The organism is Flavobacterium sp., assembly GCF_036515215.1.
Classification (GTDB): Bacteria; Bacteroidota; Bacteroidia; order Flavobacteriales; family Flavobacteriaceae; genus Flavobacterium.
The window spans coordinates 1-15,831 of sequence record NZ_DATBVQ010000126.1; the positions used below are offsets into that span (position 1 = coordinate 1).

The window sequence follows — 15,831 nt, forward strand, 5'->3', positions numbered from 1 at the left end:
AGATTGTTGCTGATTACATTTTTCCTTCAGTTTTTTCCCGAATTGATAAAAGAAGGACATTTATACATATTGCAAACACCACTTTTTAGGGTTAGAAACAAAAAAGAAACGATCTATTGTTATTCTGACGACGAAAGAAAAGCAGCTATTGAAAAATTGAAACCAAAACCGGAAATCACCCGATTTAAAGGATTAGGGGAAATATCCCCTGACGAATTTCAGTTTTTTATTGGCGAGGACATTCGATTAGATCCAATAATGATGGACAAAAACACTTCTGTAGAGCAATTGTTGTCTTTCTATATGGGAAAAAATACACCAGATCGCCAAGAGTTCATTATTAAGAACTTGAAAGTGGAATTGGATGTGGCTGAAGCAGTATAATAAATAGTATTAAGTTGATAAGAGAAGTTCTTATACAATCCAAAAAAGATACATGGACGAAGAAGAAAATATAAATCCGGAAGGGCAACAAGAAGAAAAAAAGCCTGAAGGACATTTTTACGATAACCAAGAAGATGAGCACGACACCATAACCAAAGTTACAGGAATGTACAAAGACTGGTTTTTGGACTATGCCTCTTATGTTATTTTGGAGCGTGCGGTTCCCGCAATCGAAGACGGTTTCAAGCCCGTTCAACGCAGAATCATGCACTCGCTTAAGGAGCTAGATGACGGCCGTTACAATAAGGTAGCGAATGTCGTGGGACACACCATGCAGTATCATCCTCACGGTGATGCCAGTATTGGTGATGCGATGGTCCAAATTGGCCAAAAAGAATTACTGATTGACTGCCAAGGAAACTGGGGGAACATCCTTACCGGTGACAGCGCAGCGGCTTCCCGTTACATTGAAGCGCGTTTGTCTAAATTTGCCTTGGAAGTTTTATACAGCCCAAAAATTACCGATTGGGGAGTGTCCTATGACGGACGCCGGGCGGAACCGAATAATCTACCCGTAAAATTCCCATTATTGTTAGCCTCCGGGGCGGAGGGAATTGCAGTGGGACTTTCCACGAAAGTGTTGCCCCATAATTTTAACGAACTCATTGATGCATCGATAAAAATTCTGAAAGGGAAACCGTTCACGATTTATCCTGATTTCATGACGCAAGGTATTGCCGATGTATCCAATTATAGTGACGGTTTGCGAGGTGGCCGTGTACGAGTACGCGCCAAAATAGGGCAGTTGGACAAAAACACCCTAGTGATTACCCAAATTCCATTTTCTACCAATACGACTACTTTGATCGACAGCATTTTGAAAGCGAACGAGAAAGGGAAAATCAAGATTAAAAAAATTGAAGACAATACCGCAGCCAATGTTGAGATCTTAATCCATCTTTTTCCGGGCGTTTCTCCGGATAAAACGATTGATGCCTTGTTTGCCTTTACGGCCTGCGAAACATCCGTGGCGCCATTAGGCTGTGTGATCGAAGACAATAAGCCTCTGTTTATTGGTGTTTCGGATATGCTGAAAATTTCGACAAACAGAACGGTTCAACTCTTAAAAAGCGAACTCGAAATTCAACTGGGTGAACTCGAAGAGCAATGGCATTTCTTGTCGTTAGAACGCATTTTTATCGAAAACAAAATCTACCGCGATATTGAGGAGCAAACCACTCGGGAAGCTGTTATACAGGCGGTTGATGATGGATTGAAACCACATATTAAACATTTAAAACGTGCCATTACTGAAGAGGATATCCTGCGTTTATTGGATATACGAATCATGCGTATCTCTAAATTTGACAGCAACAAAGCCCAAGACAAAATTGAAGCTTTGGAAGGGAATATTGAGCAAGTTAAACACGACCTAGAGCATCTGATCGATTTCGCCATCGCCTATTTTGCCAAACTGAAAGAGAAATACGGAAAAGGGCGCGAACGCCAAACCGAACTCCGTATTTTTGATGATATTGAAGCCACCAAAGTAGTTCTAAGAAATACAAAACTATATGTAAATAGAGAAGAAGGATTTGTGGGTACGAGTTTGAAGAAAGACGAATACGTAACGGATTGCTCTGACATTGATGACGTGATCGTTTTCCTTCGAGACGGAAATATGATGGTGACCAAAGTGGATGCCAAAACCTTCGTGGGAAAAGACATAATTCATGTCGCCATTTTTGACAAAAGTGATAAGCGTACCATTTACAACGTGATTTATCGCGACGGTAAATCGGGACCTTCTTACATCAAACGATTTAACGTTTCGGGTGTAACCAGGGACAAATTGTACGATTTGACCAATGGCACCAAGGGCTCGCAAATACTTTATTTCACCTGTAATCCAAACGGGGAAGCCGAAGTAATTACAATAATATTGCGTCAGGTGGGGACCATCAAGAAATTAAAATACGACATCGACTTTGCAAGCTTGGCCATTAAAGGACGCGCTTCCAAAGGGAATTTGGTTTCCAAATACCCGATCAAGAAAATCGAAATAAAAGAAAAAGGAATTTCCACTTTGTTGCCAAGAAAAGTGTGGTATGATGATACCGTACAGCGATTGAACGTTGATGGAAGAGGGGAACTGTTGGGCGAATTCAGGCCAAGCGATAAAATTTTGATCATCCAGCAATCAGGGAAACTGAAAGTGGTTACACCCGAATTGTCTACGCATTTTGACGAAGACATGGTGGTGTTGGAAAAATGGGTTCCCAAGAAACCAATATCTGCCATTTACTACGATGGGGAAAAAGGACGCTATTATGTTAAGCGTTTCTTGGTGGAAACCGAGAATAAAGAAGAGAGCTTTATCACGGAACATCCAAATTCACAGTTGGAAATAGTGTCAACCGATTATCGCCCTGTGGCCGAATTGATTTTTCCGAAGATTAAGGGCGTGCAAAAAGAAAGCATGACCATCGATATAGAAGATTTTATTGCCGTAAAAGGATTTAAAGCGATGGGCAATCAACTGACTACCGATAAGCTTAAGCAGGTGAATCTTTTGGAACCCTTGCCGTATGAAGCGCCGGAAGAAGTCATTCCCGAGGAGTTAGAGGTGAAAGGAGAAACCAATGCCGACGACACACAAGTTCAGCTAGACGATGATGGCCAGATAACCTTGTCACTAGATTAAATAAAAAAAGCTTCCGCAATGTGGAAGCTTTTTTTATTTGCTGTTATAATTTGTTACTATTTTTTCTTTTTAGAAGCTTTCATGTTCAACACTTCAACAAACAAGGAGAACGAAATGGCAAAATAAAGGTATCCTTTCGGAACCGGTGTCACATGGCTGCCAAAGATAAGCGCGTTAGATAAATGAGCGCTTTCGGTAAGCAGCATCATTCCAATTAAAATCAAAAAGGAAAGCCCCAAAATTTGAATTGAAGGATGCTTGTTCACAAAATTCCCCACGGGAACGGCAAACTGCATCATTATTATAACAGAAATCACCACGGCCGTAATCATAATGTATAATGCGCCTTCAACACCATTAGTCATTCCTACAGCGGTAAGGATACTGTCAAAAGAAAAAACCAAATCAATCATTATTATTTGCAATAATACATTCTGGAATGATTTTGTGGCGGCTTTTCCGAGTTCTTTTTCTTCATGCCCTTTTTCGTCTACTTTTTCGCGTATTTCATTGGTGCTTTTATAGATAAGGAATAGTCCTCCCAAGAGCAGAATGATACTTTGTCCCGTTATTCCGGCGGAGAACCAACTCAGGTCAACGCTAAACCAAGGTTCTTTCATTTGAATCAACAAGTTAATTCCAAACAAAAGAGCAATTCTCATGAACATGGCCAAAAACATTCCTATTTTGGTCGCTTTTTTGCGGCTTTCCGGAGGAAGTTTACCCGTTGCAATCGAGATGAAAATAATGTTGTCGATACCCAGAACAATTTCCAGGAAGGTTAATGTTAACAAGGCGATCCATGCGTCAGGATTTAAAAATACTTCCATTTCAGTAAGGTATGAATTTGTTAATTATTGGTTTGAAGGTAATGCGGAATAGTTCTCTTTAATCTTCGAGTTTTGTTACAGTACCTTTTTGCTTTTGCGCGACTCCTACCATTCCAAATTCAAAGGTATAAGTATTTCCTGACGTTGACAAAATTTTCATGTCGATTGCCTTTTCTTCCGCCATGTTTTTCGGATGCATTTTTTTCAAGATATACTCGCAATCATTTACCCATCGTATCGAAGCCGTATCGGTTTTGCCCTCAAAAGTTTCAATTTCGATGCTGTCGTTTCGCATAAACAATGTTGTCTTTTTAACTCCGTCCACCTCGTAGTCAAAACGGAATTTGCCGGTTTTAAAATCTTTGCAGTTGTGTTCCACATTGTAGCAAGACACAATAGAAAGGAGTAGTGGGAGTAGTAGTGTTTTTTTCATTTTTTTTTTGGAGCTTAATCCTGCTATTCGTTTCAATCTTTCCGGTGCTGAAAAATCAGCCCAGAAAAGGATTTCCACTGCTATCAGGGCTAGTATATAAGTGTTGGATTAATTATTGAGGTTTTTTAATTCGTCATCGGTAAAGTTCTTGATGCTTTTTTCCTGCGCAAACTTCCCGGCATTATAACTGATGGATTTGTTTTTGGGAATTGATAAGCTTTCCCAACTTCCGTCTTTCAGTTGTTTGGCATAAAACACTATTTGACCAACGTGATAGGAGTAATGCGCCAGTTGTCTGTTGATGGCCTCAATTACACTGTGCCCTTCGTTTCGTATGTAGATAATATCCGAAAGTTGTTGCGGCTGTAAGCTATTCAAAGCGTCAAATAAACAATCCCAACCTTTGTTCCATGCCAACAGAATCGACTCTTTAGTCTCCAAATCATTATCAAATTCGGCATCGCGATTCCGCCATTCTTTTTCGCCATCGGTAGTCATGAAATCAGTCCATCGGGACAGCATGTTTCCCGATAGGTGTTTCACTATGGCCGCAATACTATTGGAGTCTTGATTTGGGAAGATAAACAGCTGCTCCGGAGCCAATTGCTCCATTGCTTTTTCGCTTAATGTTTTGTAATACAGAAATTGCTTTTTTGCGCTTTCAAGATACAAGATGTTCGCTTCCATAATTACTGAATTTTAATATCATATTTGTCCAAAAGCCCCGGTATTCCTTGGGTCGAAAAGCGGGCTTTTTTCATCGGGTTATATTCCGGGTCAATTTTATAGTTGTAGGCCGTCAAGAAATCGACTTCCTTTAGCTGAGTGTCATTAAAAATGGCAGCGTCTAAATTACAGTTGTCAAAAACCGATTGGGTAAGGTTGGTTCCTATGAAACTAACCGCTTTCATCGAACAGTTGTTGAACTTTGTTTTGAGCATTTTCTTGTTGGCAAAGGAAGAGTAATCCAGAACGCAATCCTGAAAATTCACGCCAAACAGGAAATCGGTGCAACTCTGAAATTGGATTCCCAATAATTTGCAGTTGGTAAAATTGACCGTTTTTAAGCTCGTGCCAAGCAATTGTGTCATCGAAAGATTGCAATCGATGAACTCGCAGTCCATAAAGGTATTGTTAGAGAAATCACTGTTAGAGAAGTCACAGTTTTTAAATATGCAATCCTCGAACTCCCTATTGTTTACTTTCTTGTTTATGAAAGCGATTTTTTCAAATGTCTTTTGAATGTGGATAAGGTCTTCCATCAGTCGTTAAATAAACTTTTCATAATCGTTTTCAGTCCCAAATACATTAGATACATGGCGCCTAAACAAGCGATGATTCCGATTGCCAAAACCAGATAATGCCATACGTTTTGCTTATTCATAAAAGCATTATAAATCAATGAAGGACCAATAAACATCAAAGGCAATGCTCCTGATAAGTATTTGATTCCCTTGGATAATATGTTTTTATTTGTTGGCATTGTTTTTTTGTTTCAGGTTTAAAGTTTCAGGTTATTCTGATTACGAAAAACAGTTTATTGCTTACTATTATAAGTGTCAACCGCTTTTCTGACGCTCCCATGTTTGCTTAATAATTCAGAGCCTTCCTCGTAGCTTACGGGAATTTCTCCCATAATCATTTTTATTCCGCGATCAACCAGTTTGCTGTTGCTCAGTTGCATGTCGACCATTTTGTTCCCTTTTACTTTGCCCAACTGAATCATGGTGGCGGTCGAAATCATATTGAGAACCAATTTTTGGGCCGTTCCCGCTTTCATTCTGGAGCTTCCTGTAACAAATTCGGGACCCACGACCACGTCGATGGGAAACTGTGCGGTTTTCGAAAGGGGACTTTCTGCATTGCAAGAAATGCTTCCCGTTATAATGTTGTTTTCATTGCAAGTTTGCAGTCCGCCGATAACGTAGGGTGTCGTTCCCGAGGCTGCAATTCCTACTACGACGTCATTCTCGTTTATATGGTATTCCATTAAATCTTTCCAAGCTTGAGTGGCGTTGTCTTCTGCATTTTCCACCGCTCTGCGAATCGCCGTGTCTCCACCGGCAATAATGCCAACAACCATGTCGAAGGGCACGCCAAAAGTTGGCGGGCACTCTGACGCATCCACAACTCCCAATCTTCCTGAAGTTCCGGCGCCAATGTAAAATAGTCTACCTCCCGATTTCATTTTGGCGACGATTTGTGTCACCAAATTTTCAATTTGCGGCAGGGCTTTTTCAACGGCAAAAGGCACTGTTTTGTCTTCCTGATTGATGTTAGTCAACAATTCGGTAACAGACATTTTTTCCAGATGTTCGTATTTTGAGGATTGTTCTGTGGTTTTTGTAAAGGTCATTTCTTTTTGTAATTGGACAACCCCAAAAATAACCTTTTTTATCGCAATGACATAAAAATTTTTGCTTTAAAACTGTAATACTGAACATTCAATATTGGTTTTTTCTTGTCAAAAAAAAGGGGGATAAGTAGATTTCTAAAAACTTTGAATATTCAGTTTTGAAAAACGAATTTTGAAGTTTTCAACTATTGCGTGAGGGATAGAAGCGTAAATCCTTTTTATTTTTTTAGATAAAAAGATTGAAGCGCATAGCCCGACGATGCTGGAACGGTAGTGGAAGCGTGGTCACGCCCAAAATCATATAAAATAGGCCAATACTATCCCCAAAATAATCATCGAAACTTTGGCGATATTGAACTTGTGTCCTTCGCTGCTTTCAAAAATAATCGTAGATGAGATATGGAACAATATTCCGATGACGACGGCGGTGATTTCGGTATAATAGGCATTAAGTATGGGTAAATAACCGGAGGCAAAGGTTCCTAGTGGCGTCATTATCGCAAAGGTGATCATGAAGCCAAAAATGGCTTTTTTATTCAAATGGGAATTAAGGAAAAAAGTGGTCAGGATAATGGCTATAGGTAAGTGATGGATGGCAATTCCTATGGCCAAACCATGATGATGTCCTACAGGAAATCCTTCTAAAAATGCGTGAATGCAAAGGCTGATGAACAACAACCAAGGGATGTGAGACATATTGATGTGCCCGTGTACATGACCGTGTTCAGCCCCTTTGGAGAAGAATTCCAATATGATTTGGAACAGAATCCCCAACATGATAAAGATGCCAATGTTGCTATTTTTGCTCTCGTAAACGTCAGGTATCAGGTGCATCACGGTCAGCGAAAGTAAAAATGAACCGCTGAACGCCAACAATAATTTGAGGTTTGTTTTGTTTTGTGGTTTTAGCACCAAGGCGACAACATATCCTATTAGTACGGAAAGTAAGGGTAAAAGATAATTCATGTTTTTGCTTAACCGTTTATTTGTTTAACCGTTTATTTGTTTTTCGATTAACCGAATATACGATTAACCTAAAACTCATCAGCTATTTAAAAATCATAATTAATCTTTCGCTTTCCGTTTTGTGGAATTTTTTCAATTTGTAATCTCCAAAAATGTCCAACAAGTAAATCCCGGCTTCCTCCATTAAGGCTTCGAAATCTTGCAAGGTCAAGGCTTTTACCTTTTCAGTGAAATGAAATTTTTGCCCTTTGTCCTCAAAGTCGATTTCTTTAAAAATATGGCCGTCTTTCAGGTATCGTTTGATGTGAAATTCGATGTCGTCCACCTTTTTGATTTCCTCAGGAACCAATGTGTTTAGGACTTGGGTAACGTTCATAAAGTCAATCACGGCAAATCCATATTCGGATAAACTTTCTTTGATAGCTATTAAAGTGGTCAGATTGTCTTCGTCATTTTCGAAATAACCAAAACTGGTGAAAAGATTAAAAATGGCATCGTATTTTTCTTCAAATGGCTCGCGCATGTCGTGTACTTTGAAATGCAATGTTTCATTCGCGTTTCTAGTGGCTTCGGCTATGCTGTTTTCTGACAAATCAGCCCCCAACACATCAAACCCCAGTTGATTAAGGTAGATAGAGTGGCGCCCTTTTCCGCAGGCCAAATCGAGCACTTTTGCTTTTTCGGGCAGGTTAAGGTAGTGCGTTAGATTATCCATGAAAATCTGCGCTTCCCTGTAGTTGCGGTCTTTATAAAGGATATGGTAATATGGTGTGTCAAACCAAGAACTGAACCAAGTTTGAGCTGGTTGATCCTGATTTACTATCGTTGGTTTTTGTTCTTCAGACATTTATTCTTTTTCAATTTATTCTATCCGGCAAATTTAGTGTATTTTTGCTGAAAAATAACGAATACGGGGATATACAAGGACATTCTCGTAACAAATACTAAAATTTTTATTACAGGCAGAATTTTCTCTACAAAAGCCGCCTGTTATAATTGACACAAAAAGATGGAAAATAATTTTAAGATGGTTGCCAAAACCTTTTTTGGTTTTGAAGAAATATTGGCTAAGGAATTACTGATGTTGGGCGCACAAGACGTGGAACAAGGGGTGAGAATGGTGAGTTTTAAAGGGGATAAAGGATTCATGTACAAAGCCAATCTGGCGTTGCGCACGGCTTTGAAAATATTGAAACCCATTTATTTCTTTAAGGCAAACAACGAACAGGCTTTATATAAAGGAATATCCGGTGTAAACTGGTCACGATACATCAATGCCAATCAGACTTTTGTGATTGACGCCACTGTTCACTCAGACAGTTTCAACCACTCTGAATTCGTTTCACAGAAATGTAAGGATGCCATTGTGGATCAGTTCAGAGAAAGAACGGGACAACGTCCAAGTATTGATAAGATACACCCTGATTTAAGAATCAACATTCATATTGACAGAGACCAAGTTTCAGTTGCATTAGATACCTCAGGGAATTCATTGCACCAACGTGGCTACAGAACGGCAACGAATATTGCACCGATAAACGAAGTCTTGGCGGCGGGAGTGCTGTTGCTTTCGGGTTGGGACGGACAAGGCGATTTCTTGGATCCGATGTGTGGATCCGGTACTTTTCTTGCCGAAGCAGCTATGATTGCCTGTAACATTCCGGCGAACATCAACCGTAAGGAATTTGCATTCGAAAAATGGCACGATTGGGACAACGAATTGTTTGACAATATCACCGACAGTTTATTGAAAAAAGTGCGTGAATTTCATTACACGATAAAAGGTTTTGACAAGGCGCCATCTGCGGTAAGTAAAGCCAAGGACAATATCAAGAATGCCAATCTTGACGAATACATCACCATCGAGGAGCAAAATTTCTTTGACACCGAGAAAACCACCCAAGGGAAACTGCATGTGGTTTTCAATCCTCCTTACGATGAACGATTGGATATTCACATGGAAGAATTCTACAAAAATATTGGCGATACCCTTAAGAAAAATTACCCTGGGACTAACGCTTGGTTCATCACAGGAAATCTGGAAGCACTGAAATTTGTGGGATTAAAACCTTCAAGAAAAATCAAACTTTTTAATGCGAGTATCGAAGCCCGATTGGTAAAATACGAAATGTATGAAGGAAGCAAGAGAACTAAGTTTCAGGTAACTGAAGGGGATAGTGAAATAGAGAAAAAAGAGATTGAAGAAAAAAGAGAATAGAAAGAGTGGAAGTAGAAATAATTAGTACGTAAACATTTTTAAACTTAAACTTTTTAAATTTTAAACAAAAATTACAATGACAAAATTACAAGTAAGAGCGTTTCTATATCAATTGGGCTGTTTTGCCATATTATTCATATCAGCGCGCTATTTAGTGGAACGTTATACCGGTTTAACCGGATTTTGGGTTCCATTGACCGCATTTGTCGTAGGTACTCTATTATCACCAAAATTTCAGGCGGTAAAAACCCAAGACGGCGAAAGGCTGTACATGAAATGGATTTTTGCCAAAGGCGTGAAGGAAATAGGGTAGTCAGAGTAGTATAGAATTAAAAAAAGGAGCCAATTATAAATTTATAATTGGCTCCTTTTTTATATAGTACATTTTAGAAATTTACTTCGCTGGCTGTGGCTTGTTGGGAATGACAACTGCTTTTACTTTCTTTTTGTAGAGCGGGACGAAATAGGTAACCGTATAATTGAATCCTACGCCAAAATCACCATCATAGGTTCTGTTGAAACCCGGGATGTACAAATTATCGAAATTTCCCGGTTTCTTATTGGATACCAATCTATTCAAACGTAGGCTGAAACCCATGAATACGTTGTCAAACACTTTTGCTTTGACACCCGCAACGACTTCGATCCAGCTGGCGGTTAATCCATTGAATTTTTCTCCCGATGCAATTGCCGGCACTTCGCCAAAATAAGGATTGGCATTGTAAATTCTGTAACTGTTGAGTTCCTGATTGAACGTGCTGAAACCATAACGCAAACCAATTGAGATGATATTCTCCATGTCCAACCAGTTTTCGTAGGTATTGTAATCAAAACCTGCTTTTAGGTAAGAGCCTTTGGTGGTAAAATTCAATCGGTCGCCATCGGTGGTTTTATTTTCATTACCCAATTCGGCGGCCAAGAAATATTTTTTCGTCAACCTATAGTCTCCCACAAACTCGATTCCTTTGTAATCTTTGTCGTAAAGAGCGCGTGTCAGTTTATACAAATCGATTCCTACGCGCACTCCATAGCGATTTGTTTTTGCGGGAATGACAGCGTTTTGTTGCTCATCCGGCAGTTTTACGGTCTTCAAATTCCCGTTATCGGGAATTATAGCCTCTGTACCGGTGCTGTCAGCAACGTTTTTCAAGGTAGTGGTTTCTTGTGCTTCGACTAAAAACAAAGAAAAAATGAGGCATATACTAAAAAAATATTTCAAGGTGTGTTTCATTTTCATTGTCTATGATACTATTTTTAACCGAAATGTACTGAATCCATTTTAGGTCCGGAACCGCCGCATCTGAATGTGCATACGGAGCAATTGGGTCTAAAGTATAATTGGTTTTAAAGCCGCAAGCCCTAGAGACAAAAATGTTTTGTCGGGCGTAGTTGAATTTCAGTATGTCTTCGTTTACCAATGCGGGATTTGAATTCCCAAAGTTCAAAATAAAACTGAAAGTGGTGGTATCAGCATCCGTTTTTAACGGGATCGAAACGGTACTTCCGTTGATTAAAGTACTTCCTTTAAAGGAAACCCCTTCTGTCATTCCTTCCCCAATTATTTTTAAATTGGTCACGTTTTTCGGGACGGACGAATTGGTCACATCATAAAACGAAATCACCAGTCGAGGCGTGGTAACCGTATTGGCATCGCAAATGTCATCTTTCTCACAACTGGAGAAAGTGAATGCAATGGCAAATACTAAAAGAATTATTTTTTTCATAAAGTCGTTTTGTTCCCCCTTTGGGGGTTAGGGGGCTCTATCTCTTTTCGAGAAGAACAACATTCTCCACGTGATGTGTTTGCGGAAACATATCCACAGGGCGCACACGGGTCACTTTGTATTTTTCGTCCATCAGGGCCAAATCACGCGCTTGTGTGGCCGAGTTACAGCTTACATATACCACTTTCTCAGGAGCAATTTTCATGATTTGTTCAATCACGTCTTTGTGCATACCATCTCTTGGTGGGTCTGTGATGATCACATCCGGATGTCCATGTTGTGCTATGAAACTATCGTTAAATACCACTTTCATGTCCCCCACGAAGAACTCGCAATTGGTAATTTCATTGCGTTCCGCATTCAGTTTCGCGTCTTTTATCGCTTCAGGAACGCTTTCTACACCAATCACCTTTTTTGCTTTTTTAGAGACAAATTGGGCAATGGTTCCAGTTCCGGTATACAAGTCATACACGATTTCGTTTCCGGTCAACCCGGCAAAATCGCGAGTTATTTTGTACAGCTCGTAGGCTTGGTCTGAATTGGTTTGGTAGAAAGACTTCGCATTAATGCTGAACTTCAAACCTTCCATTTCTTCCAGGATATAATCGCGTCCTTTGTATAGTTTGATATCTGTATCGTATAGTGTGTCATTCGCCTTACTGTTCACCACATATTGCAATGAAGTGATTTGGGGGAATTTCTCGTATAAATGATCCAAAATCAATTCCCTGTTAGCTTTATCGTTTTCAAAAAACTGGATCAACACCATGATTTCGCCAGTCGAAGAGGTACGCAACATCAGCGTTCTCAACAAACCGGAATGTTCTCTAGGGTTGAAAAAAGTCAGTCCGTTTGCATTGGCAAAATCCCTTACCTCGTTTCTGATCGCATTGGAGGGATCTTCCTGCAGGTGGCATTTGTTGATGTCCAGTATTTTGTCCCACATTTTCGGTATGTGAAAACCTAGTGCATTCCTGTTGCCTAAATCCATGGTGCTTCCTATTTCGGCTTCGGTCAACCATCGGCTGTTCGAAAACGAAAATTCCATTTTGTTTCTGTAGAAAAACTGTTTCTCGGAACCCAAAATCGGCTCAAATTCTGGCAGTTCCACTTTTCCGATTCGTTGCAAATGATTCAACACCTCGTTTTGCTTGTAATACAACTGTTGGCTGTATTTCATGTTCTGCCATTTGCAACCTCCGCAAACGCCAAAGTGCTCGCAAATAGGTTCGGTGCGATGTTCTGAATATTCATGAAAATGAACCGCCTTCCCTTCGTAATAGGATTTGCGTTTTTTAAAGGTTTGCACGTCAACCACGTCACCCGGAACCACGTTCGGGATAAACACTACTTTACCATCGGGCGCTTTCGCAACCGATACGCCTTTTGCACCTGCATCAAGGACTTTTATCTGATGAAAGACAACTTTGTCTGTATTTTTCTTTGCCATGGCGCAAAAATAAGCGTTTGTAAACTTTTATAAATTCAATTTGGCAAATATTTTCAAAAAGAACTGCTTTTTATTTGAGCCTAATCCCGCTTTGCGCTACAAAAACCCGCAATTCTGCAAGGGAACACTAAGCCACTAAAGGAGCTTTTTGGCTACCCTTTCCTTTGGAGAGGGGCTGGGGGAGAGGAGTCGCTCTTTACCGGCAAGAGTTCTAAAGCTTTCCGAACCGCAGGTTTTTCGCTGCAATCGGAGGCAGAAGTTTGGTGATTAAAATTGATTTTTTTGCCCTAATCCCGAAAAATCCCCTGCCAGATGCATTGTTGTCTGGCGTTCATGCGATTACCGAAATTTTGGAATAGTCAACTGGCCACCGATATTATAGTTAGTAAATTGGCTGAAATATCATAGTTTATATTAATTGTGCATTATTTTCATTTAATTATGTAACATTTAATCAGTATATTATTAATATATTTACAATATGTAAGCTATTAACATAATATTTGTAATTAACCAAAAACGTTTTAACATGAAAAAATCATTAAACATTAGCGCAATTTTCAAAAAGTCTTTACTATTATGTACTCTTTTGTTCTCCCAGAGTATTTTGTGGGCACAGGAAAAATCAATTGATGTAAATTTGAACGTGGATAAAGGAGGAAATGACTGGTACGCCGAACCATGGGTTATGGTAGTGGGTGGCGCCGTTTTTATAATAATAATTGTGGCTCTTTTAAGAGGTAAAAAGTAGTGACTAGTTACTCCTAATATTTGCTTATTAAGGGTTGCTAATTATGCGGCTGTAAATTGATCTTATAAAGCTCAAATTACAGCCGTTTTTCGATTGATGTCACAGCCCATACTGCATAGACAAGAGAATTCTTATAATAAAAGAACATTTTCACCAACTTAATTTATGGCCTTGAATTGTTTCATTTCTTGCAACGGTTCGATAGCATTGTAATCCTTCCACATCGTAGGGTCATAGGTTTTGATGGTAATAAATTTAAAGTCTTCCTCTTTAATTTTTTCAATTGCTGCAGCCGTTGTTTTAGAACGAGACATGTTGAGGAATTCTATTTTGGCGCGCACATTTGCCTCGATTTTTAAATCAAGTGCCAGCACGTCTTTTTCACTTTTGGTCAGTTCGATAAATTTCAATGGTCGGTTTAAATAAAAGTAATTTCCCTTTTCAATAGCGGCGTATTGCATGTAATAGCTGTCGTCTTCGGCTTTTTTCTTGTAGGTTATCGTTCCCTTGCTTACATTCTCAGAAGCTTTAATTCCTAACAGTAACTTCATGTTGAAATTATTTAATTTCTCCCCTTCGTCTAAAACATAGTCTGCTCTCAGGATGGCATAATCCGATTCAGAAATATATAACTTACCCAAATATTTCGCCTTGCTTTTCCGAGGTTTAAAGCTCAATACATAAGCGAATTCATTGTCACTAGTGTAGGTTGCGCCTTCATAGGTATAGTCATATAAGTCTGTCTTTTTGATAAAATCCAGTTTTTTGCTATTTAGAAAATTAGCATCTGACAGAAAGGAATTCAAACTCGTTTTGGTGGCCGTTAACTGGCTAGTTATTTCTACATCAATACCTTTATTTTTCTTTTTATGAAAGTCTTTACGTAGCGAAATAGTGTCTCTTGACCCAAAAAGACCACTTTTTACACGGTAATATTTAGTTGAGTCTAAGTGTTGTAACATCATATTCATAGCTGTTTTTTCTAAATCATCTAGTGAACTAGAGCGGCCTTCATTTTTTAATACGGTGGCCTTAAGAACATCCAGTTTTGAGTTGAAAAGGAACTTGTCTCCTTTTTTGGTTTTCACCGAATAATAATTACAAAGGATATCAGTGAATTCCTGAGGTGGATGCGAAATTAATTGCTTAGAAAAAGTTTTCAAATCTGTATTGACTTTATTTAAAGCTTGTTTTGAAAATCCTGTCGACTTATTAATTTCCACATCAATTAATGAGGGTTTAAAGTTGTCTGATTTTCTATAAAAGAGCATTTCTTTTGAAGCTGTTTCGCCAGTTGCATAATTGCGAGCTAAGTTGGCTTTAACATTGGCCATAATCTCATAAGGATTTGGTTTTATGTTAGACACGGCAACATCACTAAGTTGAAAAACGCCTGCTGCCAGTTTAATATTGTAATCAAGTTTTTTCAATTCACTAACGGTCAACTGCCTATTAACAAAACCCAAATACGAAACGGTAAGTACCGTCTCATCGCGACTGTTGATTTCAGATAAAGTAAAATAACCTTCGGAATTGGAAACCAGATTTTCCGATTCGTTTACCTTAATGTTTGCATACGGGATACTTTCCCCAGTTTTGGAATCGATGATCTTTGCCGTTATGTTCTGGGCAACTGCTGATTGGAACAAGAACAGTATGAAAAAGGAATTAATCAATGATTGTCGCATGGGAACTATTGGATTTTTGATAAGACGAAATTATTTCGGTTTTGTTACAGCTTTTCGGTATGCTAACGGATTACCTGGATAGATAGCTCGTTTCGCATTATTTTTCCAGTGTCAATTTTCAATATAAAAGCCACAATAAACATTTTTTCTGATATCTGGAGAATCATAATGAGATGAAGATTTTTTGCGATAATGGTAAGTGAAAATAGTCAATAAAATGATTATTTACGTTTCTTTCAAAACTAAATTTTAAAACTGCCATTATTCTAAATACATTTACGGTTCTATAATTAGCTATCATTTCAATGAAAAAACTACTATTTATTG

General features: G+C 38.9%; 16 protein-coding genes and 1 pseudogene. 5 read left to right on the forward strand and 12 right to left on the reverse strand.

From position 1 onward, the window contains the following. Positions 1-384: pseudogene (locus VIH09_RS08825) on the forward strand (type IIA DNA topoisomerase subunit B); the annotation flags it as partial. A gap of 52 nt (positions 385-436) precedes the next feature. Beyond that, positions 437-3,088: a DNA gyrase/topoisomerase IV subunit A gene (locus tag VIH09_RS08830; protein ID WP_331580036.1), complete on the forward strand. Its 2,652-nt coding sequence runs from the start codon at positions 437-439 to the stop codon at positions 3,086-3,088. Positions 3,089-3,144: 56 nt separating this feature from the next. Here the strand turns inward: VIH09_RS08830 and VIH09_RS08835 are convergent, their stop codons facing one another. The 8 genes from VIH09_RS08835 to VIH09_RS08870 all read right to left on the reverse strand — a co-directional run bounded on the left by VIH09_RS08835 (position 3,145) and on the right by VIH09_RS08870 (position 8,520). Further along, on the reverse strand, positions 3,145-3,918 hold the full coding sequence (locus VIH09_RS08835) for a TerC family protein (protein WP_331580038.1): 774 nt from the start codon (positions 3,916-3,918) through the stop codon (positions 3,145-3,147). A 58-nt stretch (positions 3,919-3,976) separates the two neighbouring features. Beyond that, the gene (locus VIH09_RS08840; RefSeq protein ID WP_331580040.1) at positions 3,977-4,351 is read right to left on the reverse strand and encodes a DNA topoisomerase IV; all 375 of its coding nucleotides are present in this window, start codon (positions 4,349-4,351) and stop codon (positions 3,977-3,979) included. A 108-nt stretch (positions 4,352-4,459) separates the two neighbouring features. Then, complete coding sequence (locus tag VIH09_RS08845; protein ID WP_331580042.1) at positions 4,460-5,038, reverse strand: DUF1572 family protein; 579 nt, start codon at positions 5,036-5,038, stop codon at positions 4,460-4,462. A 2-nt stretch (positions 5,039-5,040) separates the two neighbouring features. Continuing rightward, a complete protein-coding gene (locus VIH09_RS08850; protein WP_331580044.1) occupies positions 5,041-5,613 on the reverse strand; it encodes a pentapeptide repeat-containing protein in 573 nt (190 codons plus the stop codon). Further along, positions 5,613-5,834 (reverse strand): DUF6095 family protein, encoded by a 222-nt coding sequence (locus tag VIH09_RS08855; protein WP_331580046.1) that lies wholly within the window; start codon positions 5,832-5,834, stop codon positions 5,613-5,615. The genes VIH09_RS08850 and VIH09_RS08855 overlap by 1 nt, the downstream gene beginning before the upstream one ends. A gap of 54 nt (positions 5,835-5,888) precedes the next feature. Beyond that, positions 5,889-6,707, reverse strand: coding sequence for an N-acetylmuramic acid 6-phosphate etherase (gene murQ / locus VIH09_RS08860; RefSeq protein ID WP_331580048.1), 819 nt, complete (start codon positions 6,705-6,707; stop codon positions 5,889-5,891). A gap of 297 nt (positions 6,708-7,004) precedes the next feature. After that, positions 7,005-7,673: a ZIP family metal transporter gene (locus VIH09_RS08865; RefSeq protein ID WP_331580050.1), complete on the reverse strand. Its 669-nt coding sequence runs from the start codon at positions 7,671-7,673 to the stop codon at positions 7,005-7,007. A gap of 82 nt (positions 7,674-7,755) precedes the next feature. Next, positions 7,756-8,520: a class I SAM-dependent methyltransferase gene (locus tag VIH09_RS08870; RefSeq protein ID WP_331580052.1), complete on the reverse strand. Its 765-nt coding sequence runs from the start codon at positions 8,518-8,520 to the stop codon at positions 7,756-7,758. A 162-nt stretch (positions 8,521-8,682) separates the two neighbouring features. On the opposite strand from VIH09_RS08870, the gene VIH09_RS08875 reads away from it, so the two are divergent. Both VIH09_RS08875 and VIH09_RS08880 read left to right on the forward strand, forming a co-directional pair. After that, the gene (locus VIH09_RS08875; RefSeq protein WP_331580054.1) at positions 8,683-9,891 is read left to right on the forward strand and encodes a THUMP domain-containing class I SAM-dependent RNA methyltransferase; all 1,209 of its coding nucleotides are present in this window, start codon (positions 8,683-8,685) and stop codon (positions 9,889-9,891) included. 76 nt (positions 9,892-9,967) lie between these two features. Beyond that, complete coding sequence (locus VIH09_RS08880; protein ID WP_331580056.1) at positions 9,968-10,204, forward strand: hypothetical protein; 237 nt, start codon at positions 9,968-9,970, stop codon at positions 10,202-10,204. Between the two features lie 81 nt (positions 10,205-10,285). Here VIH09_RS08880 and VIH09_RS08885 read toward each other — a convergent pair whose 3' ends face one another. Genes VIH09_RS08885 through rlmD form a run of 3 tightly spaced genes read right to left on the reverse strand, consistent with a single transcriptional unit; the run spans position 10,286 to position 13,065 of the window. Further along, positions 10,286-11,122, reverse strand: coding sequence for a DUF6048 family protein (locus VIH09_RS08885; RefSeq protein WP_331580066.1), 837 nt, complete (start codon positions 11,120-11,122; stop codon positions 10,286-10,288). Further along, complete coding sequence (locus VIH09_RS08890; protein ID WP_331580058.1) at positions 11,094-11,615, reverse strand: DUF6452 family protein; 522 nt, start codon at positions 11,613-11,615, stop codon at positions 11,094-11,096. The genes VIH09_RS08885 and VIH09_RS08890 overlap by 29 nt, the downstream gene beginning before the upstream one ends. A 37-nt stretch (positions 11,616-11,652) precedes the next feature. Further along, positions 11,653-13,065 carry a 23S rRNA (uracil(1939)-C(5))-methyltransferase RlmD gene (gene rlmD, locus VIH09_RS08895; protein WP_331580060.1) on the reverse strand — a complete coding sequence of 471 codons (1,413 nt, stop codon included), beginning with the start codon at positions 13,063-13,065 and terminating at the stop codon, positions 11,653-11,655. A gap of 529 nt (positions 13,066-13,594) precedes the next feature. Between rlmD and VIH09_RS08900 the strand changes: the two genes are divergently transcribed. Further along, a complete protein-coding gene (locus VIH09_RS08900; protein WP_331580062.1) occupies positions 13,595-13,816 on the forward strand; it encodes a hypothetical protein in 222 nt (73 codons plus the stop codon). Positions 13,817-13,974: 158 nt separating this feature from the next. On the opposite strand, the gene VIH09_RS08905 is transcribed toward VIH09_RS08900, so the two are convergent. Further along, entirely contained in the window at positions 13,975-15,504 is a 1,530-nt protein-coding gene (locus VIH09_RS08905) for a carboxypeptidase-like regulatory domain-containing protein (protein ID WP_331580064.1), read from the reverse strand. Positions 15,505-15,831 lie beyond the last annotated feature (327 nt).